This is a genomic window from Thermomonospora echinospora (assembly GCF_900108175.1).
Lineage (GTDB): Bacteria > Actinomycetota > Actinomycetes > Streptosporangiales > Streptosporangiaceae > Thermomonospora > Thermomonospora echinospora.
This window is the reverse complement of the sequence record NZ_FNVO01000001.1, coordinates 648041-673740: the sequence shown is the minus strand read 5'-3', so window position 1 is coordinate 673740 and position 25700 is coordinate 648041. Positions and strand designations below refer to the sequence as shown.

24 protein-coding genes are annotated in these 25700 nt (G+C 73.6%); 9 read left to right on the top strand and 15 right to left on the bottom strand.

Features of this window, described 5'->3' with window-relative positions; translation table 11 throughout:
• The first annotated feature begins 14 nt into the window (after nucleotides 1–14).
• On the top strand, nucleotides 15–1037 hold the full coding sequence (locus C4U03_RS03055; RefSeq protein ID WP_103936031.1) for an iron-containing redox enzyme family protein: 1023 nt from the start codon (nucleotides 15–17) through the stop codon (nucleotides 1035–1037).
• A gap of 59 nt (nucleotides 1038–1096) precedes the next feature.
• On the opposite strand, the gene C4U03_RS03050 is transcribed toward C4U03_RS03055, so the two are convergent.
• The 6 genes from C4U03_RS03050 to C4U03_RS03025 form a co-directional block, all read right to left on the bottom strand.
• Nucleotides 1097–1330, bottom strand: a complete 234-nt coding sequence (locus tag C4U03_RS03050; RefSeq protein WP_103936030.1) for a CDGSH iron-sulfur domain-containing protein — start codon at nucleotides 1328–1330, stop codon at nucleotides 1097–1099.
• Entirely contained in the window at nucleotides 1281–1961 is a 681-nt protein-coding gene (locus C4U03_RS03045) for a HemK2/MTQ2 family protein methyltransferase (RefSeq protein ID WP_103936029.1), read from the bottom strand. The genes C4U03_RS03050 and C4U03_RS03045 overlap by 50 nt, the downstream gene beginning before the upstream one ends.
• Nucleotides 1962–2074: 113 nt before the next feature.
• Nucleotides 2075–2698 carry an MBL fold metallo-hydrolase gene (locus C4U03_RS03040; protein WP_103936028.1) on the bottom strand — a complete coding sequence of 208 codons (624 nt, stop codon included), beginning with the start codon at nucleotides 2696–2698 and terminating at the stop codon, nucleotides 2075–2077.
• On the bottom strand, nucleotides 2695–3780 hold the full coding sequence (locus C4U03_RS03035; protein ID WP_103936027.1) for an S-(hydroxymethyl)mycothiol dehydrogenase: 1086 nt from the start codon (nucleotides 3778–3780) through the stop codon (nucleotides 2695–2697). The genes C4U03_RS03040 and C4U03_RS03035 overlap by 4 nt, the downstream gene beginning before the upstream one ends.
• 50 nt (nucleotides 3781–3830) lie before the next feature.
• Nucleotides 3831–6434, bottom strand: coding sequence for an ATP-binding protein (locus tag C4U03_RS03030; RefSeq protein ID WP_160146897.1), 2604 nt, complete (start codon nucleotides 6432–6434; stop codon nucleotides 3831–3833).
• 109 nt (nucleotides 6435–6543) lie between these two features.
• Nucleotides 6544–8025: an MFS transporter gene (locus C4U03_RS03025; protein ID WP_235017598.1), complete on the bottom strand. Its 1482-nt coding sequence runs from the start codon at nucleotides 8023–8025 to the stop codon at nucleotides 6544–6546.
• An 85-nt stretch (nucleotides 8026–8110) separates the two neighbouring features.
• Between C4U03_RS03025 and C4U03_RS03020 the strand changes: the two genes are divergently transcribed.
• Both C4U03_RS03020 and C4U03_RS03015 read left to right on the top strand, forming a co-directional pair.
• Entirely contained in the window at nucleotides 8111–8590 is a 480-nt protein-coding gene (locus tag C4U03_RS03020; protein ID WP_103936025.1) for a MarR family winged helix-turn-helix transcriptional regulator, read from the top strand.
• A gap of 141 nt (nucleotides 8591–8731) precedes the next feature.
• Nucleotides 8732–9850, top strand: a complete 1119-nt coding sequence (locus C4U03_RS03015; protein WP_103936024.1) for a 5-methyltetrahydropteroyltriglutamate--homocysteine S-methyltransferase — start codon at nucleotides 8732–8734, stop codon at nucleotides 9848–9850.
• Nucleotides 9851–9872: 22 nt separating this feature from the next.
• On the opposite strand, the gene C4U03_RS03010 is transcribed toward C4U03_RS03015, so the two are convergent.
• The 4 genes from C4U03_RS03010 to C4U03_RS02995 form a co-directional block, all read right to left on the bottom strand.
• A complete protein-coding gene (locus C4U03_RS03010) occupies nucleotides 9873–10667 on the bottom strand; it encodes an IclR family transcriptional regulator (RefSeq protein WP_103936023.1) in 795 nt (264 codons plus the stop codon).
• 8 nt (nucleotides 10668–10675) lie between these two features.
• Complete coding sequence (locus tag C4U03_RS03005) at nucleotides 10676–11842, bottom strand: lyase family protein (protein WP_103936022.1); 1167 nt, start codon at nucleotides 11840–11842, stop codon at nucleotides 10676–10678.
• On the bottom strand, nucleotides 11835–13037 hold the full coding sequence (gene pobA, locus C4U03_RS03000) for a 4-hydroxybenzoate 3-monooxygenase (protein WP_103936021.1): 1203 nt from the start codon (nucleotides 13035–13037) through the stop codon (nucleotides 11835–11837). The genes C4U03_RS03005 and pobA overlap by 8 nt, the downstream gene beginning before the upstream one ends.
• Before the next feature lie 113 nt (nucleotides 13038–13150).
• Nucleotides 13151–13504 (bottom strand): anti-sigma factor antagonist, encoded by a 354-nt coding sequence (locus C4U03_RS02995; RefSeq protein WP_103936020.1) that lies wholly within the window; start codon nucleotides 13502–13504, stop codon nucleotides 13151–13153.
• A 505-nt stretch (nucleotides 13505–14009) separates the two neighbouring features.
• Here C4U03_RS02995 and C4U03_RS02990 point away from each other — a divergent pair.
• Nucleotides 14010–15245, top strand: a complete 1236-nt coding sequence (locus C4U03_RS02990; protein WP_160146896.1) for a glycosyltransferase family 4 protein — start codon at nucleotides 14010–14012, stop codon at nucleotides 15243–15245.
• Between the two features lie 84 nt (nucleotides 15246–15329).
• On the opposite strand, the gene C4U03_RS02985 is transcribed toward C4U03_RS02990, so the two are convergent.
• On the bottom strand, nucleotides 15330–16688 hold the full coding sequence (locus tag C4U03_RS02985; RefSeq protein WP_103936018.1) for a M28 family peptidase: 1359 nt from the start codon (nucleotides 16686–16688) through the stop codon (nucleotides 15330–15332).
• 265 nt (nucleotides 16689–16953) lie between these two features.
• Between C4U03_RS02985 and C4U03_RS02980 the strand changes: the two genes are divergently transcribed.
• The 4 genes from C4U03_RS02980 to C4U03_RS02965 all read left to right on the top strand — a co-directional run bounded on the left by C4U03_RS02980 (nucleotide 16954) and on the right by C4U03_RS02965 (nucleotide 20330).
• A complete protein-coding gene (locus C4U03_RS02980) occupies nucleotides 16954–17544 on the top strand; it encodes a TetR family transcriptional regulator (protein WP_103936017.1) in 591 nt (196 codons plus the stop codon).
• A gap of 62 nt (nucleotides 17545–17606) precedes the next feature.
• The gene (locus tag C4U03_RS02975) at nucleotides 17607–18788 is read left to right on the top strand and encodes an acyl-CoA dehydrogenase family protein (protein WP_103936016.1); all 1182 of its coding nucleotides are present in this window, start codon (nucleotides 17607–17609) and stop codon (nucleotides 18786–18788) included.
• A 115-nt stretch (nucleotides 18789–18903) separates the two neighbouring features.
• Nucleotides 18904–19338, top strand: coding sequence for an SRPBCC family protein (locus tag C4U03_RS02970; protein ID WP_103936015.1), 435 nt, complete (start codon nucleotides 18904–18906; stop codon nucleotides 19336–19338).
• Nucleotides 19339–19361: 23 nt separating this feature from the next.
• Nucleotides 19362–20330 carry a TIGR03557 family F420-dependent LLM class oxidoreductase gene (locus tag C4U03_RS02965; protein ID WP_103936014.1) on the top strand — a complete coding sequence of 323 codons (969 nt, stop codon included), beginning with the start codon at nucleotides 19362–19364 and terminating at the stop codon, nucleotides 20328–20330.
• 21 nt (nucleotides 20331–20351) lie between these two features.
• On the opposite strand, the gene C4U03_RS02960 is transcribed toward C4U03_RS02965, so the two are convergent.
• The 3 genes from C4U03_RS02960 to C4U03_RS02950 are packed head-to-tail and all read right to left on the bottom strand — an operon-like array spanning nucleotide 20352 to nucleotide 22865.
• Entirely contained in the window at nucleotides 20352–21152 is an 801-nt protein-coding gene (locus tag C4U03_RS02960) for an enoyl-CoA hydratase/isomerase family protein (protein WP_103936013.1), read from the bottom strand.
• Nucleotides 21149–22111, bottom strand: coding sequence for an alpha/beta hydrolase (locus C4U03_RS02955; RefSeq protein ID WP_103936012.1), 963 nt, complete (start codon nucleotides 22109–22111; stop codon nucleotides 21149–21151). Before C4U03_RS02955 ends, C4U03_RS02960 begins: the two co-directional genes overlap by 4 nt.
• Nucleotides 22112–22127: 16 nt before the next feature.
• The gene (locus tag C4U03_RS02950; RefSeq protein WP_103936011.1) at nucleotides 22128–22865 is read right to left on the bottom strand and encodes a gamma-glutamyl-gamma-aminobutyrate hydrolase family protein; all 738 of its coding nucleotides are present in this window, start codon (nucleotides 22863–22865) and stop codon (nucleotides 22128–22130) included.
• A gap of 599 nt (nucleotides 22866–23464) precedes the next feature.
• Here C4U03_RS02950 and C4U03_RS02945 point away from each other — a divergent pair.
• Entirely contained in the window at nucleotides 23465–24637 is a 1173-nt protein-coding gene (locus C4U03_RS02945) for a globin domain-containing protein (RefSeq protein WP_103936010.1), read from the top strand.
• Here C4U03_RS02945 and C4U03_RS02940 read toward each other — a convergent pair.
• Entirely contained in the window at nucleotides 24624–25673 is a 1050-nt protein-coding gene (locus tag C4U03_RS02940; protein ID WP_200826991.1) for an MBL fold metallo-hydrolase, read from the bottom strand. The two genes, C4U03_RS02945 and C4U03_RS02940, sit on opposite strands and share 14 nt — an antisense overlap.
• Nucleotides 25674–25700: the final 27 nt, after the last annotated feature.

Below are 25700 nucleotides of genomic sequence, written 5' to 3'. Positions count from 1 at the left end.
AGAACGGAGACGCCATGACCTCGACCGCCGACTTCCCCGTGGAGACCGGGCCGGTCGTCCCGCCGGCGCCCCGCGGCCCGTTGTCGGAGGCGGTGGTATCGGCACTGCGGTCGTCCGTCCCGGGGACGGCGCGGTTTCCGGTGGCCGAGGTCCGGTCCGCCGATCCGCTGGGCGAGGATCTCCAGCTCGCCCTCTACACCTGTTACGAGCTGCACTACCAGGGCTTTCAGGACGTGGATCCGGGCTGGGAGTGGGAGCCGGAGCTGCTGCGGTTCCGGGGCGCCGTGGAGGGTGTCTTCCTGGCGGAGCTACGGGCCGGCGTGCCCGGCGGCGACGATGTCGGCGCGTGCCTGGAGGAGCTCCTGGTCGAGCCGGTCGACGCCCGGGGGGTCTCGCACTTCCTGAAGGACGAGGGCGAGTGGTGGCAGTTGCGGGAGTATCTCGTCCACCGCTCGATCTACCACCACAAGGAGGCCGACCCGCACGCCCTGCTCATCCCCCGGCTGCGGGGGCAGGCCAAGGCGTCCCTGGTGGCGGTGGAGTTCGACGAGTACGGCGGCGGGCGCTGGGAGCGGATGCACTCGCGGCTGTACGCCGACCTGATGGACGAGGTGGGCCTCGACGACGGCTATCTGCGGTACCTGGACGCCGTCCCGGCGGTGATGCTGGCGACGGTGAACATGATGTCGCTGTTCGGGCTGCACCGGGCGCTGCGGGGGGCGATGGTGGGGCACTTCGCCGCGGCGGAGATCACCACCGCGCCGAGCGCCCGGCGGATGGCCGAGGCGCTGGAGCGGCTGGGCGTGGGCCCGCGCGGCACGCTGTTCTTCACCGAGCACATCGAGGCGGACGCGGTGCACGAGCAGGTGCTGCGCCACGATGTGCTCGGTGATCTGCTGCGCCGCGAGCCCGGGCTGGCCGCCGACGTGGTGCTGGGCGTCCAGGCGACCTCCCTGTTGGAGGAGCGGCTCGGTGACCACCTGCTGGGCTGCTGGGGGGCGGGCCGGACCTCGCTGCTGCGCCCGCTGCCCGCCTGAGAACGTCGGGCCGGGTCCGTCGACCGAGGTCGCGGGCCCGGCCCGGAGCCGGCCCGAGGTCAGGTGGCGCGCTGCTTGCGGCGGTGGCTGGTGTCGCAGAAGGGCAGGCGGCGGCTGCGGCGGCAGGCGCACAGCGCCACCATGAAGCGGTCGCAGGTCACCGTGGTCCCGTCGGCCATGACGACCTCCACCGGCCCCTCCACCAGCACCGGGCCGCCGGCCTCCACGATGACGCGGCGGCGGTCAGGCCGCCGGGGCTCGCTCCTCGGCTCGCTCCTCGATTCGGTCTGCACGGATCACCACCAGCTCTTCGTAACGCTGCCCCGGCCGGATGAGCCCGGCCGCCTCCAGTTCGGCCGCCCGCCCGTTCATGACCGGGCCGAACGGCTCGTGGCGCCGGGCGATCACCGCCGCCTTGAGCCCCTGGCCGCGCAGGGCGTCCAGGGTGGCCCGCACCCCGCACAGGCCCGAGTGCACGATCAGCAGCATGCCGCCGGGCGCCAGCAGCGACGGCGCCGTCTCGCACAGCCGGTCCAGCCAGATGCGCCCGTGCGGCCCGGCGTCCCAGGCACGGGCGCGGCTGTGCTGGGCGGGCTCCCCGCTGTGGCGCGGCACGTACGGCGGGTTGGCCGTGATGACGTCGAACTCCTCGCCCGCGACCGGGGCGGCCAGGTCGCCGCGCAGTACGCGGATCGGCAGTCCGCGCAGCCGGGCGTTGCAGCGGGCCGCCAGCACCGCGCGGGCCGAGACGTCGACGGCGGTCACTTCGCGGGCACCGCCAAGCGCGGCGGCCACCGCCACCGCCCCGGTTCCGGTGCACATGTCCAGCACGCGCGAGCCCGGCCGGACGGCCGCCTCACGCAGTGCCTTGGTCAGCAGGTCGGTGTCCCCTTGCGGCCGGTAGACCCCCGGTAGCCTCAACATAAACACCACCCCCAACTACCGCGATGCGAGCGATGCAAACACGCACCGTCCCTCATCGGCGGCCACCGGCCGCGATCGGCGGGCGCCGGCCGGCCGGCGCCCGCCGATCGTCATCAGTGGCCGCGGGCGATCCACTCCTCCAGGTGGGGCGACTCCGCGCCGATGCTGGTGGCGTCGCCGTGTCCGGTGCGGACGACCGTGTCGCCGGGCAGGGTGAGCAGGCGGTCGCGGATGGAGTCGATGATGGTGCCGAAGTCCGAGAACGACCGGCCGGTCGCCCCGGGTCCGCCGGCGAACAGGGTGTCCCCGGTGAACACGGCGTCCAGCTCGGGGGCGTACAGGCAGACGGCGCCGGGGGCGTGGCCGGGGGTGTGCAGGACCTTCAGGGTGGTGCCGGCCACGGAGATCTCCTGACCGTCGGCCAGCGCCCGGTCGGGCCCGCGGTCGGGGTAGACCATGTCCCACAGCACCGCGTCGGCCGGGTGCAGGAGGATCGGGGCGCCGGTGCGGTCGGCGACGGCCGCCGCCGCGTTGATGTGGTCGTTGTGGGCGTGGGTGCACACCACGGCCTTCAGCTCCCGGTCGCCCACGGCCGACAGGATGGCGTCGGCGTCGTGGGCGGCGTCGATCACGATGACCTCGCGGTCGTCGCCGACCAGCCAGACGTTGTTGTCGACGTCCCAGGTGCCGCCGTCCAGGGTGAACTGCCCAGAGGTGACGAGACGTTCGACGCTCACAGGACCACCACCGAGCGCAGCACGTCGCCGCGGTGCATCTTGTCGAAGGCGTCCTCGACCTCGTCCAGGGCAATGGTCTCGGACACGAACGCGTCCAGGTCCAGGCGGCCCTGCAGGTACAGGTCGATCAGCATCGGGAAGTCGCGGGAGGGCAGGCAGTCGCCGTACCAGGACGACTTGAGCGCCCCGCCCCGGCCGAACACCTCCAGCAGCGGCAGCTCGATCTTCATCTCCGGGGTCGGCACACCGACCAGCACGACGGTGCCGGCCAGGTCACGGGCGTAGAACGCCTGCTCGTAGGTCTCCGGGCGGCCGACCGCCTCGATCACCACGTCCGCGCCGAACCCGCCGGTCAGCTCGCGGATCGCGGCGACCGGGTCGCCCTGGCGGGAGTTGACGGTGTGGGTGGCGCCCATCCCCTTGGCCCACTCCAGCTTGCGGTCGTCGACGTCCACGGCGATGATCCGGGCCGCGCCCGCCAGCCGGGCGCCCGCGATGGCCGCGTCGCCCACGCCGCCGCAGCCGATGACCGCGACGCTGTCGCCGCGGGTCACCGCCCCGGTGTTGATGGCGGCGCCGATGCCGGCCATCACGCCGCAGCCCAGCAGCCCGGCCGCCGCCGGGCTGGCGGCGGGGTCGACCTTGGTGCACTGCCCGGCGGCCACCAGCGTCTTCTCCACGAACGCGCCGATGCCCAGGGCGGGCGACAGCTCGGTGCCGTCGGCCAAGGTCATCTTCTGCTTGGCGTTGTGGGTGTCGAAGCAGTACCAGGGGCGGCCCCGCCGGCAGGCCCGGCACTGCCCGCACACCGCCCGCCAGTTCAGGATCACGAAGTCCCCGGGCGCCACCTCGGTGACGCCCTCGCCGACCGACTCGACGATCCCGGCGGCCTCGTGTCCGAGCAGGAACGGGAACTCGTCGTTGATGCCGCCCTCCCGGTAGTGCAGGTCGGTGTGGCACACACCGCACGCCTGCACCTTCACCAGGGCCTCGCCCGGGCCGGGGTCGGGCACCAGCACGGTCTCGACGGAGACGGGCTGCCCCTTCTTGCGGGCGACGACACCACGGACTTCGTGTTGCATGGTTCTCCCTGCTCAGGTCCCTTTTCCCTACTATCTCACCAGCCGCCCGGTCAGCTGCCGAGCGCCCGGTCCAGCACCGCCCTGGCGCGGGCCTGGCCCGCCTCGTTGCCGAGGCTGCGGTAGATCCGCAGCGCCTGGTCGGCCGGGGCCCGGGCGTCGCCGGGACGGCCCGCCGCCACCAGCACCTCCGCCAAGGTACGCAGGCTGCGGGCCTCCCACCAGCGATCCTCCAGCTCGCGGAAGGACTCCACGGCCGACTCGATGGCCCGCACCGCCTCCTCCAGCCGGCCGAGCCGGTCCAGGGCGCGGCCCACCGACAGCCGGGTGCGCGCCACCCCCCAGGTGTCGCCCAGCCCGGAGAGCATGTTCTCGGCGCGCACCACGAAGGTCAGCTCGCGCAGCCCGTTGCGGGGGTCGCCGACCTCGCCGGCGGCGCGCAGGCAGCGCGCCTCCTCCCACTGCTCGTGGCGCAGCCGGAACGCCTCGGCGGCCCGTTCGAGGATGGCCGCGGCCTGGGTGAACCTGCCCTCGGCCTCCCGGATCCGGCCCTGGTCCCACAGGTCGTGCGCCTCGGCGGCCAGCACCTCGCCCAGGGCCCGCAGGGTCTGGGCGTACGAGTAGTTGTTGCCGTTGCGCTGGAAGACCGCCAGCGCCTCTTCGAGCATCCGGCGCGCCTCGCCGTACCGGCGCTGGGCCTGCCGCAGTTCCCCAAGGTTGCGCTGGGTGCGGGCGTGCCACCACTGGTCGCCGTCCTCCCGGAACATCTCGACCGCCCGCTGCAGGTAGTGCTGTGCCTCGTCGAGGTGGCCGGCGGTGCGCAGCGTCATGCCGACGGCGCGGTGGGCGCGGGCGGCCCACCAGCGTTCGCGCAGTTCCTCGAACAGCCGCAGCGCCTCCATCACATCGTCCCTGGCCGTGGCGACCTGTCCCTGGCCGCCCAGCACCGCGGAGCGCTCCAGCAGCGCGATGCCGATCGACCGGGGATCGTCCAGGCGCCGCGCGGCCCGGCAGGTGATGTCGGCGACGGTCCGCCACTCCTGCCAGAACACCCGCAGCGAGTGGAACAGCGAGCAGGACGCCCGGCCCAGCCGCCACACCAGCCCCCACAGCTCCAGGTCGGCCGCCTGGTCGAGGAGGGCCAGCAGCGCCAGGCGCTCGCTGCCCAGCCAGTCCAGGGCCGAGGCGCCGCCCGGGTCGGCGGGACGGCCGCGGCTCTGCCGCTGCCAGTCCTGGGGCCAGCGGGCGGCGGCCATCTGCTCGGCGCGCTCGCGGTAGCCGCCGATGACGCGTTCCACGGCCTGGCGGCGGTGCTCGGTCGAGTCCTCCTTCTCGGCGCGCTCCCTGGCGTACAGGCGGACGAGGTCGTGCAGCCGGTAGCGGGTGGCGCCGGTGGCGTCCCGCCCGGAGTACTCCACCAGCTGGGCGTCCACCAGCGCCTCCAGCAGGTCGTCGCCCTCCAGGGCGGACACCCCCAGCAGCTCGCCGGCCGCCCAGCCCTGCACGTCGGGGGCGGCCAGCAGCCCGAACGAGCGCAGCAGCCGCCGCTGGGTGGGGGTGCAGTCGTCGTAGGACAGCTGCAGCGAGGCCCGTACGCTCTTGTCGATCCGCCGGGCGACCTCCAGCTCGTCCAGCCGGCGGCGGCGCTCGTCGGCCAGCCGCCCGGCCATCTCGCGCAGTGTCCAGCCCTCGCGGGCGGCCAGCCGCCCGCCGCAGATGCCGATCGCCAGCGGCAGGTGCCCGCACAGCCGGACCACCTCCACCGCCGAGTCCGGGTCGGCCGCCACCCGCTCGTCGCCGGCCAGCCGGGCCAGCAGTTCCACGCCCTGCGCCTCGGTGAACTCGCGCAGCCGCCGGTCGTGGGTGTTGCGCAGGTAGAGCGGCTGGCGGGAGGTCACCAGCACGGCGCAGTCCGGTTCGGGCGGGATCAGCGCCTGCACCTGCTCGGCGTCCTGGGCGTTGTCGAGGAAGACCAGGATCCGCCGCCCCCGCACCCAGCTCCACCACAGCTTCTGCAGGTCCTGCAGCCCGCCGGGGTCGGTGGTCAGCCGGGCGCCCAGGGCCAGCAGGAAGCCGGTCAGCACCTCCTCGGGCCGGACCCGGGCGTCCCGGCCGCCGCGCAGGTCGAAGTACAGCGCCCCGTCGGGGTAGTGGCCGGCGATCTCGTGGGCGAACCGGGTGACCAGCGCCGACTTGCCGACGCCGGCCGGGCCGTGGATCGACACCACGTGCGGGGTGGTGCGGACCGGTCCGCGGTGCCGGCGGCGGGACACGGTGTCGGTGAACACCTCGTGCAGCTCGGCCAGCGTCGCGGCCCGGCCGGTGAAGTGGGCGATCACCGGAGGCAACTGCGCGGGCGGCCCGCCCTCGACGGCGGCGGCCTGGTCCCCGGCCGGCTCGCCCGGACCGGCGCCCCGCTGGGACCCCCAGGCGACCAGCCCGGCCAGCACGGTCACCCCGCTCATGACGCCCAGCTGGGCCGGGCCCGGCAGGGACACCAGGTCCAGTGACATGGTCAGCGCGGTGGCCACGGCGGTGAGCCCGCCGACCGTCCACGGCGCCGCCAGCCGGGTGGCCCGCGACGCCCGTCCCTCTTCGACCCGCTCGGCCGGCCTTCTGGCCGCCGGCGCCCTCCGCCGGTTCAGCACACTCTCCACGATGATCCATTCGGCCGCGCGGTTCCACCCGTCGGGAGGCGTTCGCCGATTGTTCATCGCGGGGAAAGGGGACGCGGCCGTCGCCGCGCCCCCGGGACGGTCGTGCCGGTCAGCTCTCCTCGGCCGCGGCGGTCACCGGCACCGTTTCGGCGGAGCGGCGGCGCAGCAGCGGGACGAGCACGATGGCCAGGCCGGCCAGCGCCACGAAGGTCACGAACACCAGGCCCGGCCGGAAGGCGTCCAGCATGGCCTGCGCCGAGCCGTCCCCGGTCCCGTCGGCGGTGATGAGCGCGGTGGTGACGGCCAGCACCAGGGCGGCGCCGACCTGCCCGGAGGTCTGCACCAGGCCCGCGGCCAGCCCCTGCTCGTCGTCGTGGATGCCGGAGGTGGCCTGCACGTTGATGGCCGGGAAGCCCAGCGCGAACCCCACTCCCAGCAGGACGACGCTGGGCAGGACGGCGGTGAGATAGACCGGGTCGGTGCCGATCGGCAGGAACAGCACGTATCCGGCGGTCAGCGCCGCCATGCCGCCGATGATGAAGCGGGCCGTGCCGAACCGGTCGATCATCGATCCGGCGTACGGGGCGCTCAGCGCGACCAGCAGGCCGGCCGGTAGCAGCGCCAGCGCCATCGTCAGCGGCTCCCAGCCCAGCACGTCCTGCAGGTAGAGGGTGACGATGAACTGGAAGGACAGATAGGAGCCGAACAGAGCGACGATGGCCGCGTTGGCCCGTACCAGCGTGCCCTTGCGCAGGATGCCGAGGCGGACCAGCGGGTGCGCCAGCCGTCGCTCGACGGCGACGAACGCGGCCAGCAGCGCCGCCACCGCGGCGAACAGCGCGAGGGTCACCGGGGCCGTCCAGCCCCGTTCCGGTGCCGACACCAGGTTGTAGACCAGCAGCAGCATCGCGCCGGTCGAGGTGAGCGCGCCCAGCGGGTCGTGGCCGCCGCCGGCGGCCGGCCGGTCGCGTGGGATGAGCAGGTGGGCGGCCACCAGCGCGGCGGCCGCGATGGGCACCGGCATCAGGAACGTCCACCGCCAGCCGAGCCCGGTCATCAGCCCGCCGAAGATCAGGCCGGAGGAGTAGCCGCTGGCGCCGAAGACCGTGTAGATCGACAGCGCCCGGTTGCGGGCCCTGCCCTCGGCGAACGTGGTGGTGATGATGGACAGCCCGGTGGGGGCGGTGAAGGCGGCGCTGACGCCCTTGACGAAGCGGGTGGCGATCAGCAGCGGGCCGGAGTCGACCAGCCCGCCCAGCAGCGAGGCCAGCGCGAACACCGCCAGCGCGGCCAGGAACACCCGGCGGCGGCCCAGCAGGTCGGCGGTGCGCCCGCCGAGCAGCAGGAACCCGCCGTAGCCGAGCACGTAGCCGCTGACGATCCACTGCAGGCTCGAGGTGCCCAGGCCGAGTTCGGCGCCGATCGACGGCAGCGCGACGCCGACCATGGACACGTCGAGACCGTCCAGGAACAGCACCAGGGACAGCACGATCAGTACGCCCCACAGCCGTGCGGGCCAGCGCTGCCGTTCCTCGGGGCGATCGGGGGCAGGGTGGTTCTCCCGGGGCTTCCGGGTCACTGTTGCGGTCACGAGAGGGAAGTTACATGCACATGCATAAGATGTCTACGCATTAAATGCACTTGCATATGTTGACGGTGCATGTTAGGGTGCGACCATGACCGAGGCGGCCGGAAGCGAGATCGTCCGGCGGTGGCGGGAGGTTCTGACCTGCTACAGCCGGGTGTCGTGCGCCCTGGACCGGGCACTGCAGGACGCCCACGGCATCGGCATGAGCGAGTTCGAAGCCCTCGAACGACTGGCCGAGACGGCCGACGACAAGATCAAGATGAACCGGCTCGGTGCCGACATGTACCTCAGCCAGAGCGCCCTGTCGCGCACGGTGGCCCGACTGGAGCGGGCCGGCCTGGTGGAGCGGGACATGTGCCCCCAGGACCGGCGTGCCGTCTTCGTCTCGCTGACCGACACCGGCCGCGAGCTGTACACGCGGGCGCGTACGACCCAGCGCGCCGTCCTCGCCGAGCACATGGTGGACGACCGCGGCGCCTCCCCGGACGGGCAGGACTCCGGCGCGTGCGACTCCGGTCGGGAGGACGAGGCGGATTCCCGCACCTCCGGGGGCCTGTCACGGCGGTGACCGCCCAGGGCCGGCTCCCCGACGTTCGGCACATTCTTGACCAGGGTACGAAACCTGCCTAAATTCAGGACCCACCGGCGCCCGCCCTCGGGATGCGACCGCGTGGAACCCGCCCCTGCGCACGCGATCGGGAGACATGCCATGCGCGAGACACCGCCGTTCCGCGCCGACCACGTCGGCAGCCTGCTGCGCCCGCCGGAGCTGCTGCGGGCGCGGGCCGACGCCGCAGCGGGGCGGATCGGCCCCGGCGAGCTGCGCGCGGCCGAGGACGCGGCGATCCGCTCGGTGCTGGCCCTGCAGCGGGAGGCGGGGCTGCGCTCGGCCACCGACGGGGAGTTCCGCCGCACCTCCTGGCACATGGACTTCATCTACCGCCTCGGCGGGATCGACCCGGCCGACGAGCAGATCAAGGTCAGCTTCCGCAACGCCGACGGCGACCTCGAGTTCACCACCGCCGCGCTGCGGGTGCACGACCGGGTACGGCTGGAGGAGACGGTCTTCGCCGACGCCTTCACGTTCCTGCGCGACGAGCTCGCCGGCACCGGGGTGACGCCGAAGCTGACGATTCCCTCGCCGAACATGGTGCACTACCGGGGCGGCCCGGCCGCCGTCGATCCGCGGGTCTATCCCGACGTCGAGGAGTTCTGGTCGGACCTGTCGGCGGCCTACGCCGAGCAGGTACGGCGGCTCGGCGAGCTGGGCTGCCGGTACCTGCAGTTCGACGACACCAGCCTGGCCTACCTCAACGACCCCGCGCAGCGGCGGATGATCGCCGAGCGCGGCGACGACGCCGACCACCTGCACCTGCGCTACATCCGGCAGATCAACGACGCACTGGCCGGGCGGCCCGCGGGCATGGCGGTCACCACCCACATGTGCCGGGGCAACTTCCGCTCCTCATGGACGGCCGAGGGCGGCTACGACTTCGTCGCCGAGGCCCTGTTCAACGAGCTGGCCGTGGACGGGTTCTTCCTGGAGTACGACGACGCGCGCTCCGGCGGGTTCGAGCCGCTGCGGTTCGTGCCCAAGGGCAAGATGGTCGTGCTCGGCCTGGTCACCACCAAGCGCGGCGCGCTGGAGAGCAAGGACGACCTCAAGCGCCGGATCGAGGAGGCCTCCCGGTACGTGCCGGTGGAGCAGATCTGCCTGTCCCCGCAGTGCGGGTTCTCCTCCACAGTCGAGGGGAACGCGCTCAGCCGCGAGGAGCAGGCCGCCAAGCTCCGGCTGATCGTAGAGACCGCCGAGGAGGTCTGGGGCTGACCCCGCCTCCCGAAAGGTGGGGTCAGGCGTCGCGTGCCCAGGAGGCGGTGACGTCGCGGGACAGGGCGCGTGCGGCGGTCAGCACGGCGGGCGCCAGCCGGCGCGGGTCGGCGGTGCTGTTGCGGGCCACCAGGGAGATCGCCGCCACCACCCGGCAGCGGCCGTCGCGGATCGGCGCGGCCACCGAGCACGAGCCCAGCGTCATCTCCTCGCGGGTGACCGCGTAGCCCTGCCGGCGGACCTCGGCCAGCTCGGCCCGCAGCCGGCCGGGATCGACGATGGTGTGCCGGGTATGCGCGGCCAGCCCCGCGCCCATGACCTTGTCCTGGACGACCTCGTCGGCGAAGGCAAGCAGCACCTTGCCGACCCCGGTGGCGTGCAGCGGCAGCTCGGCCCCGACGCGCGTCACGATCGGCACCGAGCGGGGTCCGCGCAGCCGCTCGATGTACAGCGCGCGGTCCTCGCGGAGCACGGCGAGCTGCACGTTCTCGTGGGTGACCTCGTACAGGTCCTCCATGTAGGGCAGCGCCAGCTCGCGCAGCCCGGCGGCGGCCGGGGTCTGCGCGGCGATGCGCCACAGCCGGATCCCGACCCGGTACGTCCCGTCGGGCGCGCGCTCCAGCAGGCCGCCCCCGGTCAGCTCGCCGACCAGCCGGTGCCCGGTGGCCAGCGGCAGCCCGGCGCGGCGGCAGATCTCGGTCAGGGTGAGCCCGCGGGACCCGGCCGCGCCGGGGACGTGGGCGAACGACTCCAGGATCGCGATCACCTTGCCCGCGACGCCCAAGGGCCGGCCGCCGGGCCGCTCAGCGGAGGACACGGCCCAGTCTAAGACGATCCACGGTCCGCTTCGAGCGCCCGGTGGTGCGCCAGCGCGCGGTCCACCAGCGCCCCGGCGGCGCCCGGGCCCGTGTCGGAGCCATGCTCGCCGAGGACGTCCAGCAGCCGGTCCAGGTTGGCCCGCATCCGCTCGGGGAACACCCGCAGCCCCTCGGCCAGCTCGGCGGCCGTCTCGGCGGCCCCGCCGGTCACCCGCAGGCACTCGCGCAGCGGCTGCCACTCGGCGTGCCACTCCCCCGCGGGCCTTTCGTGGGCGGCGCCGCCCTGGGCGGTCATGAGGACCGAGGCGTAGGCGGGGACCTGCAGGGCGGCCGAACGGATCATCGTCGCCAGGACGGGGTTGCGCTTGTGCGCCATGGCCGACGAGCCGCCCCGGCCGGGGGCGGCGGGCTCGGCGACCTCCCCCACCTCGGACTGGGCCAGCAGCACCACGTCGGTGGCGAACTTGCCCAGCACCCCGGCGACCTGCGCGAGCGCGGCGCCCAGCTCCACCACGGGGGTGCGGACGGTGTGCCAGGGCAGCACGGGCTCGGCCAGCCCGGTCTCCTCGGCGTACAGCGGCAGCAGATCCAGGGCCCGCTCCCCGTAGCCGGCCATCGTCCCGGCGGCGCCGCCGAGCTGGACCGGCAGGGTCACGGCCGCCAGCCGCCGCCGCGCGTCCAGGCAGCCCAGCAGCCAGCCGGCGGCCTTGAGCCCGAAGGTGACCGGCACCGCCTGCTGCCCGAGCGTGCGCCCGGCCATGGGGGTGGCGCGATGGCGTTCGGCCAGCGCGGCCAGCGCGGCACAGGTCCGGTCCAGGTCGGCCAGGATCGGCGCGCGGGTGCGGGCCGCCACCAGCATGGCGGCGGTGTCGGCGATGTCCTGGCTGGTCGATCCGTGGTGGGCGTACGGGGTCGCCGCACGCAGGTCGGCGGCGATGGGCACGACCGGGTTGCCGGCGCCGCGGGCCCGTACCGCCAGCTCGCCCGGGTCGGTGACGGCCCCGGCCGCCCGGGCGACGGCCTCGGGGGCGTCGGCGGGGATCGTGCCGAGGCGCGCCTGGGCGCGGGCCAGGGCGGTCTCGGCGTCCAGCAGCGCCCGCAGCCAGGCGTGGTCGCCGGTGGCCGCCTCGGCGGCGGTGCCGGCCCGAACCGGTGACAGCAGCCCGTCAGTCATGCGGGTCGCTCTCGTAGGGCAGGCCGACGTAGTTCTCGGCGAGGGTGGTGGCCGCCGCCTCCGAGGTGGTGACGTAGTCGAGATGGGCCAGCTGCAGGCGGCGGCCGTAGGCGTCGTCGCTGTCGAAGGTGTGCAGCAGCGTGGTCATCCACCAGGAGAAGTGCTGGGCCCGCCACACCCGCTTGAGGCAGGCGGCCGAGTACCCCTCCAGCAGCGCGGCCGAGCCGGTGGAGAACCAGGAGACCAGCGCCTCGGTCAGCAGCCGCACGTCGGCCACGGCCAGGTTGAGGCCCTTGGCCCCGGTGGGCGGCACGATGTGGGCGGCGTCCCCGGCCAGGTAGAGCCGCCCGTACTGCATGGGCTCGACTACGAAGCTACGCATCGGGGTGACGCCCTTCTCGATGACGGGGCCGGTAGCCAGGGTGAAGCCCGGGACGGTCTCCAGCCGGGCCCGCAGCTCCTCCCAGATCCGCTCGTCCGGCCAGTCGGCCAGGTTCTCGTCCGGCGCGACCTGCAGGTAGAAGCGGCTGACCTCGGGCGAGCGCATGCTGTGCAAGGCGAAGCCGCGTTCGGTCTGGGCGTAGATCAGCTCCTCTGCCGACGGCCGCACCCGCGCCAGGACGCCCAGCCAGGCGAACGGGTACTCGCGCTCGTAGACGGTCAGGACGCCGTCGGGGATCGACGGCCGCGTCACCCCGTGGAACCCGTCGCAGCCGGCGATCACGTCGCACTCCAGCCGGACGGGCTCGCCGTCCGGGCCGGTGTAGGTCACCGAGGGGGCGGCCGAATCCAGGTCATGCACCGCGACACCGGAGACCTCGAAGCGGATCGGCCCGCCGTCGGCCAGCCGTGCCGCGATGAGGTCCTTGACGACCTCCTGCTGCCCGTAGACGGTGATGCGGCGGCCCGGCACCAGCTTCTCGAACGCGATGCGCCGCCCCCGTCCTCCGTACCGCAGTTCGATGCCGTGGTGTGGCAGGCCCTCGCGTCGCAGCCGCTCGCCCACGCCCGCCTCGACGAGCGTGTCGACCGTGCCCTGCTCCAGCACGCCCGCGCGCACCCGCTGCTCCACGTACTCGCGGGAGCGGCTTTCCAGGACCACCGAGGCGATCCCCCGGCGGTGCAACAGGTGCGACAGCAGCAGGCCCGCGGGTCCCGCCCCGACGATCGCCACCTGTGTCCGCTCGGTCCGCATCGTGTCCTCCTCGTCCGTGGGTCACCCACGATCCTGCCGCCGCGCGGACGAGGGGCGGAGAGCACGCTTCCGCTCAACGGAAGGCACGCGCCGGGGCGCCGGACGGCCCCGGTTCAGGAACGGGTGAACTCCTCCAGGCTGTCGTAGGTCTCGAAGGCGCGCCGCATCCCGGTGATGTCCAGCACCCGGACCACCCGTGGCCGGAGCCCGACCAGAACGAAACGTCCCTGCAGGCCGCCGACCCGCTGCCAGCAGCGCACCAGCCCGCTCAGCCCGCAGGAGTCCATGAAGGTCACCGCGGTCATGTCGATCACCAGGCGGGGCGGTGCGCACACGGCGCAGATCTCGTCCACCCGCCGGTGGAGGGCGGGAAGACCGGCGACGTCCAGTTCGCCCGCCAGCTCCAGCACCGTCCACAGGCCGACCGGGTGCGACTTCACCCGCAGGATTTCGGCCGTTCCCGTCATCTCGGGCCTCCCTACCCGAAAAACCTTCCCGTCAGCTACCCCCCAGAGGGGAAGCGAATCAGCCGGTGAGCGCCCCGGCTCGGTCCGGGGTCTCCCCGGCGTCTCCACGAGGACGGCCCCGCGGAAAACCCTGTGTCATCCCTATACGTGAAATCGACTGTTCTCAACCCGGCACCTGCCGTTGGCCCGAAACCGACCCGGCCGTCCCCGGCGGCGGGCGCCTCGGCCGGGCGGCTCGGCCGATCACCCTCCGCGACCGCCTTCCGCGCGGACGGCCACCGCTCCATTGCGGTCCGTTCCGGCCACCACATCCTCCGATCTTTTTCCCGCGCGCCGTCAGCAGATACGGGGGTTTGCGCGTCTAGAGAAGAAAACAGGGCGATATTCCGGCGGATCCGGGCATACCCGCCTTTGACAACGAGGAGTGCGCTTGACGGGGTGGAGTGGCGTGCGCAGACGAATGGTCCGGCAGGCGAAGAGGAGGGTCCGCAGGACCGCGGGGCGCGTGCGGCGCCTGCCGCGGCGGCTGTCGTTGCTGCTGTTCCGGCTGGTCTTCGTCGTGGTCGCCGGGCTGCGGGGCGGCCGGCCGGCCGGCGAACGGGTGCGGATCCGCATCATGCTGCAGCACGCGTACGGGATGGGCGGCACGATCCGGACGGCGCTGAACCTGGCGGGCCATCTGGCCGAGCGCTACGACGTGGAGATCGTCAGCGTGGTCCGCAAGCGGGAGGAGCCGTTCTTCCCCTTCCCGCCGGGGGTGCGGGTCGTCGACGTCGACGACCGGACCGTCCGGCCCGGCCCGGTGCGGCGACTGCTGGCCAGGATGCCCAGCGTGCTGACCCCGCCGCGTGACGTGACCGCCCCCGGCGTCACGCTGCTGACGGACCTGCGGCTGGCCCGCACGCTGCTGTCGGGCCGCACGGACGTGCTGGTGGGCACCAAGCCGGTCCACAACATGCTGATCTCCGAGGTGGCGCCGGCCGCGGTGGCCACCATCGGCCAGGACCACATGAACCTGACCGCCTACCAGCCCTGGCAGCGGGCCGGGATCGCCAAGTCCTACCCGAGGCTGGACCTGCTGACAGTGCTCACGCGGGCCTCCGTGGAGAGCTTCGGCAGGCTGCTGAACGGCAGCGGCCCGCGCATCGTGCAGGTGCCGAACTCGGTCCCCAAGCTGAACGGCGGCCCGGCCGACCTGGACCGCAAGGTGATCATCACGGCCGGGCGACTGGTCCGGCAGAAGGGCTACGACCTGCTGGTCAGGGCGTGCGCCGAGGTGGCGCCGGCCCATCCGGACTGGAAGCTGCGCATCTTCGGATCGGGCCGGGACCACAAGAAGCTCACCAGGCTGATCGCCAAGCACGGGCTGGAGGGGTGGGTGGAGCTGTGCGGCTCCACCACCGATCTGGGCTCGCAGATGGCCGAGGCGTCGGTGTTCGTGCTGTCGTCGCGTTACGAGGGCATGCCGATGGTGATCCTGGAGGCGATGAGCAAGGGGCTGCCGGTGGTGGCCTTCGACTGCCCCACCGGGCCGGCCGAGCTGATCTCCCACGGCGACGACGGGCTGTTGGTGCCGGCCAAGGACGTGGCCGGACTGGCCGCCGCGCTGCGCAAGGTCATCGAGGATGACGGGCTGCGGCGGCGGCTGGGCGAGCAGGCGCGCCGCTCGGCCCAGGCCTACGAGCTGCCCGAGATCGGCGCCCGCTGGGAGGAACTCATCGACGGGCTCGTCAAGCCCTGATCGTGCGCCGGACCGGGCGCCGCCACCCCGCCCTCGGGGGGCGGGGTGGCGGCGTTCACCACCGGGCCGCACGAGGCGGAGCGGTCAGCGGCGGGCCACGTCGTAGGCGGCGCAGCCGATCAGCTCCAGCGACACCTGAAGCCGCTGGAGGCTGATGTTCTTGGCGATGGTGTCCTCGGGCGTGTGGTAGATCGGCTCCAGCTGGCTGGGGGCCTCCTCGCCCCGCCAGCTGAAGTTGCCGGCGGCGATGCCCCGCTCGAAGAACGCCTCGTGGTCGCTGGACCCGCGGGCGGTGGGGCCCTTGGTCTGCCCCTGGTAGCCCAGCCGCGCGGCCGCCGCGGCGACGGCGGACGTGGTGGTGTTGGCGGCGCCGTCCACCGACAGCAGCCAGTAGGTCCCGGCCGGCGGGTGGGAGGTGGCGACCATGTCGTTCTGGAAGCAGCCGCTGATCTGGGCGGCCTGCTCGTCGGTGAGCTCCTTGACGTAGTGGCGCGCGCCGATGAGCCCGTACTCCTCCGAGCCCCACAGCGCGATCCGCACCGTCTGCTGGGTGGGCAGGCGGCGCAGCACCCGCGCCAGCTCCAGGCACAGCACCGTGCCGCTGCCGTCGTCGTTGGCGCCCGGCGAGCCGGGGACGCTGTCGTAGTGGGCGCTGATGATGACGGCCTTGCCCTCGGGGTTGGGCAGTGTGGCGCGCCGCTCGGCGAGGACGTTGTAGGAGGTCAGGCCGGTGTAGCGGGTGACGGTGAGGGACAGTTCGCGCACCTTGCCCCGCAGTTGCTCACCGTGGTACTGGGCCAGGCCGAGCACGGGGACGGCCACGTCCTCCGACAGGGAGGGGGTGAAGGCGGCGGCCTTGCGCTCGGGGAAGCTCGGCGACGGCACGTTCGCGATGAGGACGGCGGCGGCCCCCTTGGCCGCGGCGGCCTTGGCCTGGGCGGTCTCACTGCCGGTGACCCGGGTGAACAGCACGAGCCTGCCGGCGACGTCCTCGGTCACCTCGGTGGCCGCGCCGAGGTCCACCACCCGGCCCTTGGCGGAGGCGACCGCCCCGCGCGGCGCGGCGCTGCACTGCCAGTGCACGCCGCCGCGGGCCTTCATCTCGGCCAGGTACTTGTCGGCCACCGGGAACGGCTGCAGCCGCACGTCGTAGTCGAGGTCGCGCAGCACCCCGGCGATGTAGCGGGCGGCGCGATGCTCGCTGGGCGTTCCGGCGATCCGCCAGCCGATCTCGTCGCTGAGCACCTTCAGGTGCCGCAGCGCGCGGCGGGCGTCGACCCGGGCGACCACGGCCCGGTCGCCCATCGTGAGCGAGGGGGGTCTGCTCGCGCCGGGACGCTGCCGGGTGGCGGCGGCCGCGGCGGCGGGGCTGAGCCCGACGGTGGCGAATCCGGCGAAGGCGGCGGCTCCCGCCAGCAGGTCACGGCGTCTGACCTCGGGCATGGGCGTCTCCTCGGTGCTGGGCAGGCTCCCTCGCCGGCGGGCCCGGGTCGGCGGGCCGCGGGCCGGCGAGGGGTCTGCGGTGAAATGTCGGGAGGGCGCCCTGTTCGCGGCGAACATACGAAATGACGGACTGTCACACAAGAGACATGATCCGCGCGCAACCGAACCGTGATCGGAGCCAGGGCGGCACCGGGCCGCCCGCTTGACATCCGGAGGGGGCGCATAAGGTAATGCGGCAGGCACCGGAGACGAAGGCGAGGCTGTCATGACCACCGGTCGGCGCTGTCTGCGCGACGAGCTGCTGGACGCCTTCGCCGAGCTGCTCACCCTCCGCGGCTACCGGGGCGTCCGGATGCAGGACGTCGCCGACGCGGTCGGGGTCAGCCGGCAGACGGTCTACAACGAGTTCGGCGACAAGTGGCGGCTCGCCCAGGCCCTGGTGATCCGGGACAACGAGCAGTACCTCGACGGCATCGACCAGGTGCTGTCCCAGCACGACGACCTGTACTCGGCGGTGGCCGCGGCGGTCGCCTACACGCTGGAGATGTCGGCCGACGACCCGATCAAGAAGGCGGTGCTGACCGGCACCGGCGGCGAGGAGTTGCTGCCGCTGCTGACCACGCAGGCCGAGCCGGTGCTGTTCGGCGCGAAGGCCCGGCTGATCGAGCACGTCGCCGCGCAGTGGCCGCACCTGGACCGGCAGGCGCTGGCCGAGGTCGCCGACGCGGCGATCCGGCTGACGATGAGCCACATGCTGCTGCCGGCCGACCCGCCCGAGCGGGTGGCCCGGCAGATCGCCCGGCTGGTCGCCCGCTATCAGGGGGAGCCGTGCCCACCCCCGGAGGGCCGTCAGTAACCCCTTACTGAGATTGGTACCGTGTCCCCGACGACGCATGAGCACGAGGCGAGGGGTGCGCGGTGGACTTCGACCTGCCGGAGAGCGCGACAGCGGTGCGCGAGGGGGTACGGGCGATCGCAGAGCGCTACGACCAGGCGTACTGGGACCGGTGCGACGCGGACAAGCGGTGGCCGCAGGAGATCTGGGAGGAACTGATCAAGGGCGGCTGGACCGCGCTGGCCATCCCCGAGGAGTACGGGGGCGCCGGGCAGGGCCTGCTGGAGCTGGCGGTGGCGCTGGAAAGCCTGGCGGCCGGCGGCGCGGGAGGGGCCGCGTCGTTCATGTACCTGCTCACCCCCGCGTTCGGTGGGCTGACCATCGCCCGGCACGGCACCGCCGAGCAGCGCCGCGAATTCCTGCCCAAGATCGCCGCCGGCGAGCTGGAGACCTGCTTCGCCGTCACCGAGCCGGACGCCGGCAGCAACGCCATCGCCATCGCCACCCAGGCCACCCGCGACGGCGACGACTTCGTGGTGCGCGGCCAGAAGATCTGGATCTCCGGGGTGGAGCGCGCCGACTTCCTGGTGCTGGTCACCCGGACCGTCCCGGCGGCCGAGGCCAGGCCCCGGGTCAACGGGTTCACCGTGCTGCTGGTGGACGTCCGGGAGGCGGTCGCCGCCGGCACGCTCACCTACCGGCCCATCCCCAAGCTGGGCACCAACACGGTGGCCTCCAGCATGGTGTTCCTCGACGGCGTGCGGGTGCCCGCCGACCGGGTGCTCGGCGAGGTCGACCAGGGCTTCGCGGTGCTGTGGGACATTCTCAACCCGGAACGGATCCTGGCCGCCGCCGCCGGTGTCGGATTCGGTGAGCTGGTGCTGAAGATCGCCTGCGACTACGCCCGCGACCGCGCCCCGTTCGGCCGGCCCATCGGCGCCAACCAGGCGGTGGCCTTCCCGCTGGCCCGCGTCAAGGCGCAGGTGGAGCTGGCCCGGCTGATGGCCTACAAGGCCGCCTGGCTGTGGGACCGGCACCGGCCGTGCGGCGCGGAGGCCAACATCGCCAAGCTGACCGCCGCTGACGCGGCCTGGCAGGCGGCCGACCGGGCGTTCCAGACCCACGGCGGCATGGCCTACTCGCTGGAGTACCCGGTGGCCCGCTTCTTCCGCGACGCGCGGATCGGCAAGAACATCCCGGTGGCCGAGGAACTGGTGCTCGCCCACATCGCCCAGCACGAGCTGGGGCTGCCCAAGTCGTACTGATCCGGCCGCTTCGGCTGATCCGGTGGCGTCGGTCCGCAGCGGGTGTTGCCCACGTCACAGCGGCCGACGATCATGTTCTCGTCGGCCCGCCCCGTTCGACGCCGAGGAGACCGCCATGCCGATGTCGTACGCCAGCGCCGTGATCAACGCCAGCGCCGAGGAGGTGTGGGCCTACCTGCGCGACGGCGGCAACCTGGCCGAGTGGCGGCCGGGCATCGCCACCTGCGCGATCGAGGACGGCGGGCCGGCGGACCGGGTGGGTTCGGTGCGCCGGCTCATCGGCGTCGGCGACAGCGTGTTCCGGGAGCGGCTGACCCTGCTGGACGACGCCGCCCGGTGCTGCTCCTACGACATCCTGGACTGCCCGCTGCCGGTGCGCGACTGCCGCGCCACCATCCGGGTGGCGCCGGTCACCGACACCGGCCAGGCGTTCGTGGAGTGGCGGGCCGAGTTCGCCGCCGACGCCGCCGACGAGCGCGCCATGGCCGTCACCTTCGACCGCGCGGTGCTGGGCTCGGGGCTGGACCTGCTGCGGCGGCGTTTCGGCTGACGGAGGCGGGTAGGGGTGGCCGCATGGAGTTCGGATACACCATGCTGTGCGAGCAGACCCCGCCCAAGCAGCTCGTGGCCGACCTGGTCACGGCGGAGGCGGCCGGCTACGACTTCTCCGTGATCTCCGACCACTACTTCCCGTGGCTGGAGGAGCAGGGGCACTCGGCCTACGCCTGGTCGGTGCTGGGGGCGGCGGCGCAGGCGACCGAGCGCATCCCGCTGATGACCTTCGTGACCTGCCCGATCATGCGGTACCACCCGGCGGTGGTGGCGCAGAAGGCGGCCACCATGGGGGTGCTGTCGGACGGCCGCTTCTCGCTCGGGCTCGGCGCCGGGGAGAACCTCAACGAGCACGTGGTCGGGCACGGCTGGCCCTCGGCCGACCTCCGACACGAGATGCTCGCCGAGGCGGTCGAGATCATCGGCACGCTGTTCGAGGGCGACTACGTCAACTACCACGGAGTCCACTTCGACGTGGACTCCGCCAAGCTGTACGACCTGCCCGACCGGCCGGTGCCGATCGCCATCGCGGCCGGGGGGAAGCGCGCGGCGACGCTGGCGGGCGAGTTCGCCGACGCCATCGTCGCCACCGAGCCCCGCGCCGACATCGTCGAGGAGTTCGACGAGACCGGCGGCGCGGGCAAGCCCCGCTACGGCCAGCTCGTGATCTCCTACGACACCGACGCGGCGGCCGCCCGGGAGCGCGCGCACCGGTTGTGGCGCTGGGGCACAGGGGGCTGGAAGGTGATGTCCGAGCTACCGGGGCCGCGCAACTTCGCCGCACACGCCGAGCACGTGCGGCCCGAGGATGTCGCCGAGCTGGTGACGTGCGGCCCGGACCTGGACGCCTACGTGGAGGCCGTGGGCGCCTACGCCGAGGCCGGGTTCACCCACCTGGCCATCGTCCAGGTCGGGGCCGACCGCCAGAAGGAGTTCCTCACCTGGTCGCAGGCCGAGCTGCTGCCGGCGCTGCGGCGGCGCTTCGGCTGACCCGCCGTCCCGGACGCCGGGTCAGGTGAACTTCGGAGGGCGCTTGTCGCGCAGCGCGGCCACGCCCTCCCGCACGTCCGGCCCGGTGAACCCGAGGAACTCCAGGGCCAGCGAGGCGTCGAACGCCGGGCCCGCCGACCGCAGCCAGTTGTTGAGGGCGTACTTGGTGAACCGGATCGCCTCGGCCGGGCCCTCGGCCAGCCGCCCGGCGACCTCCAACGCCCGCTCGTGCACCTGCTCGTCGTCCACGCACACACTGACCAGGCCGATCCGCTCGGCCTCGGCGCCGGTGAGCGTCTCGCACAGCAGCAGGTGGTACTTGGCCTTGGCCATCCCGCACAGCAGCGGCCACACGATCGCGGCGTGGTCCCCGGCGGCCACGCCCAACCGGGTGTGCCCGTCGATGATCCGCGCCGACCGCCCGGCGACCGAGACGTCGGCCAGCAGCGCCACCGCCAGACCGGCGCCGACCGCCGGCCCCTGGATCGCGCTGACCACCGGCTTGGCGCAGTTGATCAGGTTGTAGACCAGGTCGCGGGCCTCACGCATGATCCGCGAACGCACCAACGGGTCGGCGATCATCTCCTCGATCATCGCCAGGTCGCCGCCGGCCGAGAACGCGGCGCCCTCGCCGCGCACCAGCACCGCCCTGACCCGCTCGTCGGCGTCGGCGTCCCGCCAGATCTCCGCCAGCTCCCGATGGCCGACCGTGTCCACCGCGTTGAGCCGCTCCGGCCTGCTGATGGTCACCCGCAGCACCCCGGGCAGCGGCCAGTCGGTCTTCAGCCGCCGGTAGGTGCCATACCGGTCGAGTTCGCTCACGCGTGCTCCCGCTCCCGTGCAACGCCGAAGGACGCGCGCAATCGTCGCACAGCCAGCGCGCGGGCCTCCACACCGGCGTCGAAGATCTCCGGGAGCAGGAAGAACGAGTGCACCATCCCCGGGTAGCGGTGCAGCTCGACCGGCACGCCCGCCTCGGCCAGCCGCCGCGCGTACGCCTCGCCCTCGTCCCGCAGAATGTCGCACTCGGCGGTGATCACCGTGGCGGGGGCGGCCCCGGACAGGTCCGGGGCGCGCAGCGGGGCCAGCCGGGGGTCGGCGGGGTCGGCGCCCGCCCGGTACAGGTCCAGGAACGCGGCCATCGCCGAGGCGTCCAGGCCCAGGCCCGTCCCGTACTCGGCCCAGCTTCTGGTGTCCATGGCGGTGTCGGTGACGGGATAAACCAGCAGCTGGTGCGCCAGGGGCAGGCCCTCGTCACGGGCCCGCAGGGCGGTCACCGCGGCGAGATTGCCGCCGGCGCTCTCCCCGGCGACCGCCAGCGCCCGCGGGTCGGCCCCGTAGCGCCGCGGGTCGGCGGCGACGGCGGCCAGGACGGCCCAGGCGTCCTCGGCCGCGGCCGGGAACGGGTGCTCGGGGGCCAGCCGGTAGCCGACGTTCAGCACCGCGCATCCGGCGCCGGCCGCCAGCTCGCGGCACAGCCCGTCCACATCGTCGATCTCGCCGATCACCCAGCCGCCGCCGTGCAGGTACACCAGCGCGGGCAGCGGACCCGCCGAACGCGGCTCGGGACGGTAGAGGCGGACGGGAACCGGCCCGCCGGGCCCGGCGACCCGCAGATCGCGCACCTCAGGCAGCTCGGGGCCCGCCGCCGGCCCGGGGGCCGTGCCGTGCCGCCGCCGCGCCCCCCGCAGGTCCTCCAGGCCGGGGTCCTCGCCGACCAGCTGTCCCCACAGGGCGAGCAGCTCGCGGAACCGGTCGATCTGCGGGTGCGGGGTCGTCATGCAGCCTCCGGGTGGGTCAGCGCCCGGCGGCCTCGGCCACCAGGCTCTCGAACAGGCGAAGGTCGTCGCCGTCCTCGGGATGCCACTGCACCGCCACTCCAAACCGGTGCCCCGGCAACTCGACGGCCTCCACCACCTGGTCCCGGGTCCAGGCCACCGCGACCAGCCCCTTGCCGAGCCGCTTGACCGCCTGATGGTGGTAGGTGGGCACGTCGGCCGTCTCGCCGAGGATCTTGCCGACAAGGCTGGTCGGGCTGATCCGCACCCGGTGCCTGCCGATCCGGCCCGGGGCCGGCCCGTGCTCGCGGTGGCCGACCGCCTCCGGCAGGTGCTGGATGAGGGTCCCGCCCCTGGCCACGTTGAGCACCTGCATACCCCGGCAGATGGCCAGAAACGGCAGGCCGGCCTCCACCGCGGCCCGGGCCAGGGCCAGCTCGAAGCGGTCCCGGACCGGCTGCGGCGGGCCGGTCTCGGGGTGCCGTTCCGCCCCGTACAGCGTCGGGTCCAGGTCAGGGCCGCCGGCGAGGACCAGGCCGTCCAGCCGCCGCACCAGCGCACCGACCCCGCGCAGCGCGGCCATCGGCGGGATCAGCACCGGCACGCCTCCGGCGCGCTCGACCGCCCGGTGGTAAGAGGCCGGCAGCAGCGCCGCCTCGCGCACCCAGACCCCCCAGCGGGCGGCCTCCTCGTACGTCGTCACGCCGATGAGCGGCGGAGCTCCCTGCGGTGTCTCCCGGGTCCTGCCCTCCGTCATGCGTGACTCCCCTCTCCCGATGGTGCTCCAGATCTCCGGTTCGCCCCGTGCGCGGTTTTCGCCGCCGCCGTCCTCTGTCAGATCATCGTGGCGGGCGCCCTCGGGGTTTCGGGCGCGCCGATCCCGGAATCGATAACCGCCGGCCCGCCCCGGCGCCCCGGCGAGCGCATGGCCCCGGTGCGAGTGATCCTGCGGCCACAATGACGATCTTGGCAGCGGGACGGTCCGGCGGCACCGGGACGCCGGTCCGCGCCCGGGTGGAGATTTCTCCCCCGCCCGCGGGCCGGCCGGACCGGAGCACTTTTCGATGTCACCGAACGTACCCGGTCCTCGCCACCACACCGGCACCAGGTCACGCCTGGTGACACGCACCGTGCGCATACCTCCCGGTATTCATTACAGGATTCGAGAGAATCGTCAGGCGCGCACAATCCGGGCCGCACCTGAATTTGAATTTTCCGGGGGAACCTGTTGAGCCACAGCGGTTTTCAATGCGAGACTCTCGGCAAGCCGGACATGCCGCGCCACGCGGGCCATGTGCGACAGGCCCACACCTCGGTCCGGAAACGCAACTGTGAGCCGGGAGGCGAGCTTGGCCTATGTCATCCGATCCGCGGATCATCAAAGACAGTTTCGCGCTGCTGGCGCCGAACGCCGATAAGGCCGTCGCGTATTTCTGCGGCCGGCTGTTCGCCGAGCACCCGGGGCTGCGCGCGCTGTTCCCGCCCGCGATGGACGCCCAGCGCGAGCAGTTGCTGCGGGCGCTGACCAGGATCGTGTGGAGCCTGGACGCCCCGGACTCCCTCACCGAGTACCTGGGCGCCCTCGGCCGCGACCACCGCAAGCTCGGGTTTCGTCCCGAGCACTACGCCGCGGCCGGCACGGCGCTCATCGCGACGTTGCGCAGGTTTGCCGGGGACGGCTGGAGCCCGCGCGTCGAGGCCGCCTGGACCGGCGCGTTCTCCGCCGCCGCCGCGACGATGGTCGACGCCGCCGAGGCCGCCGCCGCCCACGCGCCGCCCTGGTGGGTCGGCGAGGTGGTCGGCCACGAGCGCCGCGTCCACGACGTCGCGGTGCTCACCGTCCGCCCCGATCAGCCGCTGGAGTTCGCCGCCGGGCAGTACGTGACGGTGCAGACGGCGCGCTGGCCGCGGGTCTGGCGACGCTACTCGGTGGCCAACGCGCCCCGCCCGGACGGCACCCTGTGCCTGCACGTGCGGGCGGTGCCCGCGGGCTGGGTGAGCGGCGCCCTGGTCCGCCACACCAAGGTCGGCGACACGCTGATGCTCGGCCCGGCGCTGGGCGCCATGACCCTGGACCCGGACTCCGGAAGCGACCTGCTGCTGGTGGCCGGCGGCACCGGGCTGGCCCCGCTCAAGGCCCTGCTGGAACAGGCCACCACCGCGGCCCCGGGCCGCCGGGTGCATCTGGTGTGGGGCGCGCGAACCGCACGCGACCTGTACGACCTGGACGAGCTGCGGTCCCTGGAGGCCGCCCGTGCGGGGCTGCGGGTCACACCGGTGGTCGCCGAGGACCCCGGCTTCGACGGCATGCGCGGCACCGTGCCCGAGGCGCTCGAGCGGATCGACGACCCGCCCGGCCCCGACACCGACGTCTACGTGTGCGGGCCCACCGCGATGGTCGCCCGTACCGTGCGCGTGCTGCGGGACCTCGGCGTGCCGTCCGAGCGGGTCCGCCATGACGCGGCCGGCCTGGACGCCGCGGCGGCCGCCCTCGCACCGGCGGTCCCGGTGGGGGTCACTCCGCCATAGCGCACCAGCGGGCGGGCGGGCCCTCCAGCATCCGGACGCGGTGCTGGGTGGCCAGCATCACCAGGTGCGCGAGCGTCTCCAGCATGGCGGTGCGCCGCATGAACGGCTGGATCTGCTCCCACGGCCGCGACCAGGTCAGCCGGCGGGCCAGGTCCCAGGCGGTGGCGCCGTCGTCGCCGGCGGCGATCACCAGCAGCGCGATCTCGTCCAGCCGGGCGGTGTGGTGGGCGGCCAGCGCACCCACCCGCTCGGCCAGCTCGGCGAAGCGGTACTCGTGGGCCGGCAGCACCTCCTCCACGTCCAGCGCCCGCACCTTGTCGAGGGAGTCGAAGAAGTCGGCCAGCGGGTTGTGCCGCTGCTGCGGGTGGACGGTGATGGCCGAGGTGATCCGCGGCAGCACGTGGTCGCCGGACAGCAGCAGCCTGCGCTCGGGGTCCAGGAAGCAGACGTGGCCCGGGGAGTGGCCCGGGGTCCACACCGTGCGCAGCCGCCAGCCAGGCAGCGGCACCTGCTCGCCGTCCTCCAGCAGCAGCTCCGGGTCAGCATGCCGGACCAGCGGCAGGATCGTGCGGGAGGCGTCGGCCAGCGGGCCGGCCTCCTCCTCGGGCACCCCGTGCGCCTTCATCTGCGCGCCGATGGCGTCGATCAGCCCGTCGAAGTCCTGGTAGCGCTCGCGCAGCAGCCCCGCGTCGGCGGGGTGCAGCGCCACCCAGGCGCCCGACGCCTCGCGGATCCGCCCGGCCAGCCCGTAGTGGTCGGGGTGCAGGTGGGTGACCAGCACCGCCCGCACGTCGGTGATCTCGTACCCGGCGGTCTTCAACCCGCCGCACAGCGCACTCCACGACTCGGGGGCGTCCCAGCCGGCGTCCACCAGGGCGATCCCGTCCGGCAGTTCCAGCCCGTACACCAGGACGTAGCGCAGCGGGTTGTTGGGCAGCGGCACCGGGAACGACCACAGCCCCGGCCGTACCTGCTCGACCGGCGGCAGCACCTTGTCCTGCCACGCCTGATGCTGCACCGTGCCAGTGATCTTCACCGTGCGGCCCTCCCCCGGCGAACGATT

Bases quoted from the DNA above. Each gene is read 5' to 3' on its own strand.
- C4U03_RS02950 (WP_103936011.1), bottom strand. From the start codon at position 22,865: ATGACGGAGGGCAGGACCCGGGAGACACCGCAGGGAGCTCCGCCGCTC.
- C4U03_RS02955 (WP_103936012.1), bottom strand. From the start codon at position 22,111: ATGACGACCCCGCACCCGCAGATCGACCGGTTCCGCGAGCTGCTCGCC.
- C4U03_RS03035 (WP_103936027.1), bottom strand. From the start codon at position 3,780: ATGCAACACGAAGTCCGTGGTGTCGTCGCCCGCAAGAAGGGGCAGCCC.
- C4U03_RS03015 (WP_103936024.1), top strand. From the start codon at position 8,732: ATGCGCGAGACACCGCCGTTCCGCGCCGACCACGTCGGCAGCCTGCTG.
- C4U03_RS02945 (WP_103936010.1), top strand. From the start codon at position 23,465: ATGTCATCCGATCCGCGGATCATCAAAGACAGTTTCGCGCTGCTGGCG.
- C4U03_RS02995 (WP_103936020.1), bottom strand. From the start codon at position 13,504: ATGACGGGAACGGCCGAAATCCTGCGGGTGAAGTCGCACCCGGTCGGC.
- C4U03_RS02965 (WP_103936014.1), top strand. From the start codon at position 19,362: ATGGAGTTCGGATACACCATGCTGTGCGAGCAGACCCCGCCCAAGCAG.
- C4U03_RS02970 (WP_103936015.1), top strand. From the start codon at position 18,904: ATGCCGATGTCGTACGCCAGCGCCGTGATCAACGCCAGCGCCGAGGAG.
- C4U03_RS03055 (WP_103936031.1), top strand. From the start codon at position 15: ATGACCTCGACCGCCGACTTCCCCGTGGAGACCGGGCCGGTCGTCCCG.
- C4U03_RS02985 (WP_103936018.1), bottom strand. From the start codon at position 16,688: ATGCCCGAGGTCAGACGCCGTGACCTGCTGGCGGGAGCCGCCGCCTTC.
- C4U03_RS03005 (WP_103936022.1), bottom strand. From the start codon at position 11,842: ATGACTGACGGGCTGCTGTCACCGGTTCGGGCCGGCACCGCCGCCGAG.
- C4U03_RS03045 (WP_103936029.1), bottom strand. From the start codon at position 1,961: ATGTTGAGGCTACCGGGGGTCTACCGGCCGCAAGGGGACACCGACCTG.
- C4U03_RS02980 (WP_103936017.1), top strand. From the start codon at position 16,954: ATGACCACCGGTCGGCGCTGTCTGCGCGACGAGCTGCTGGACGCCTTC.
- C4U03_RS03020 (WP_103936025.1), top strand. From the start codon at position 8,111: ATGACCGAGGCGGCCGGAAGCGAGATCGTCCGGCGGTGGCGGGAGGTT.
- pobA (WP_103936021.1), bottom strand. From the start codon at position 13,037: ATGCGGACCGAGCGGACACAGGTGGCGATCGTCGGGGCGGGACCCGCG.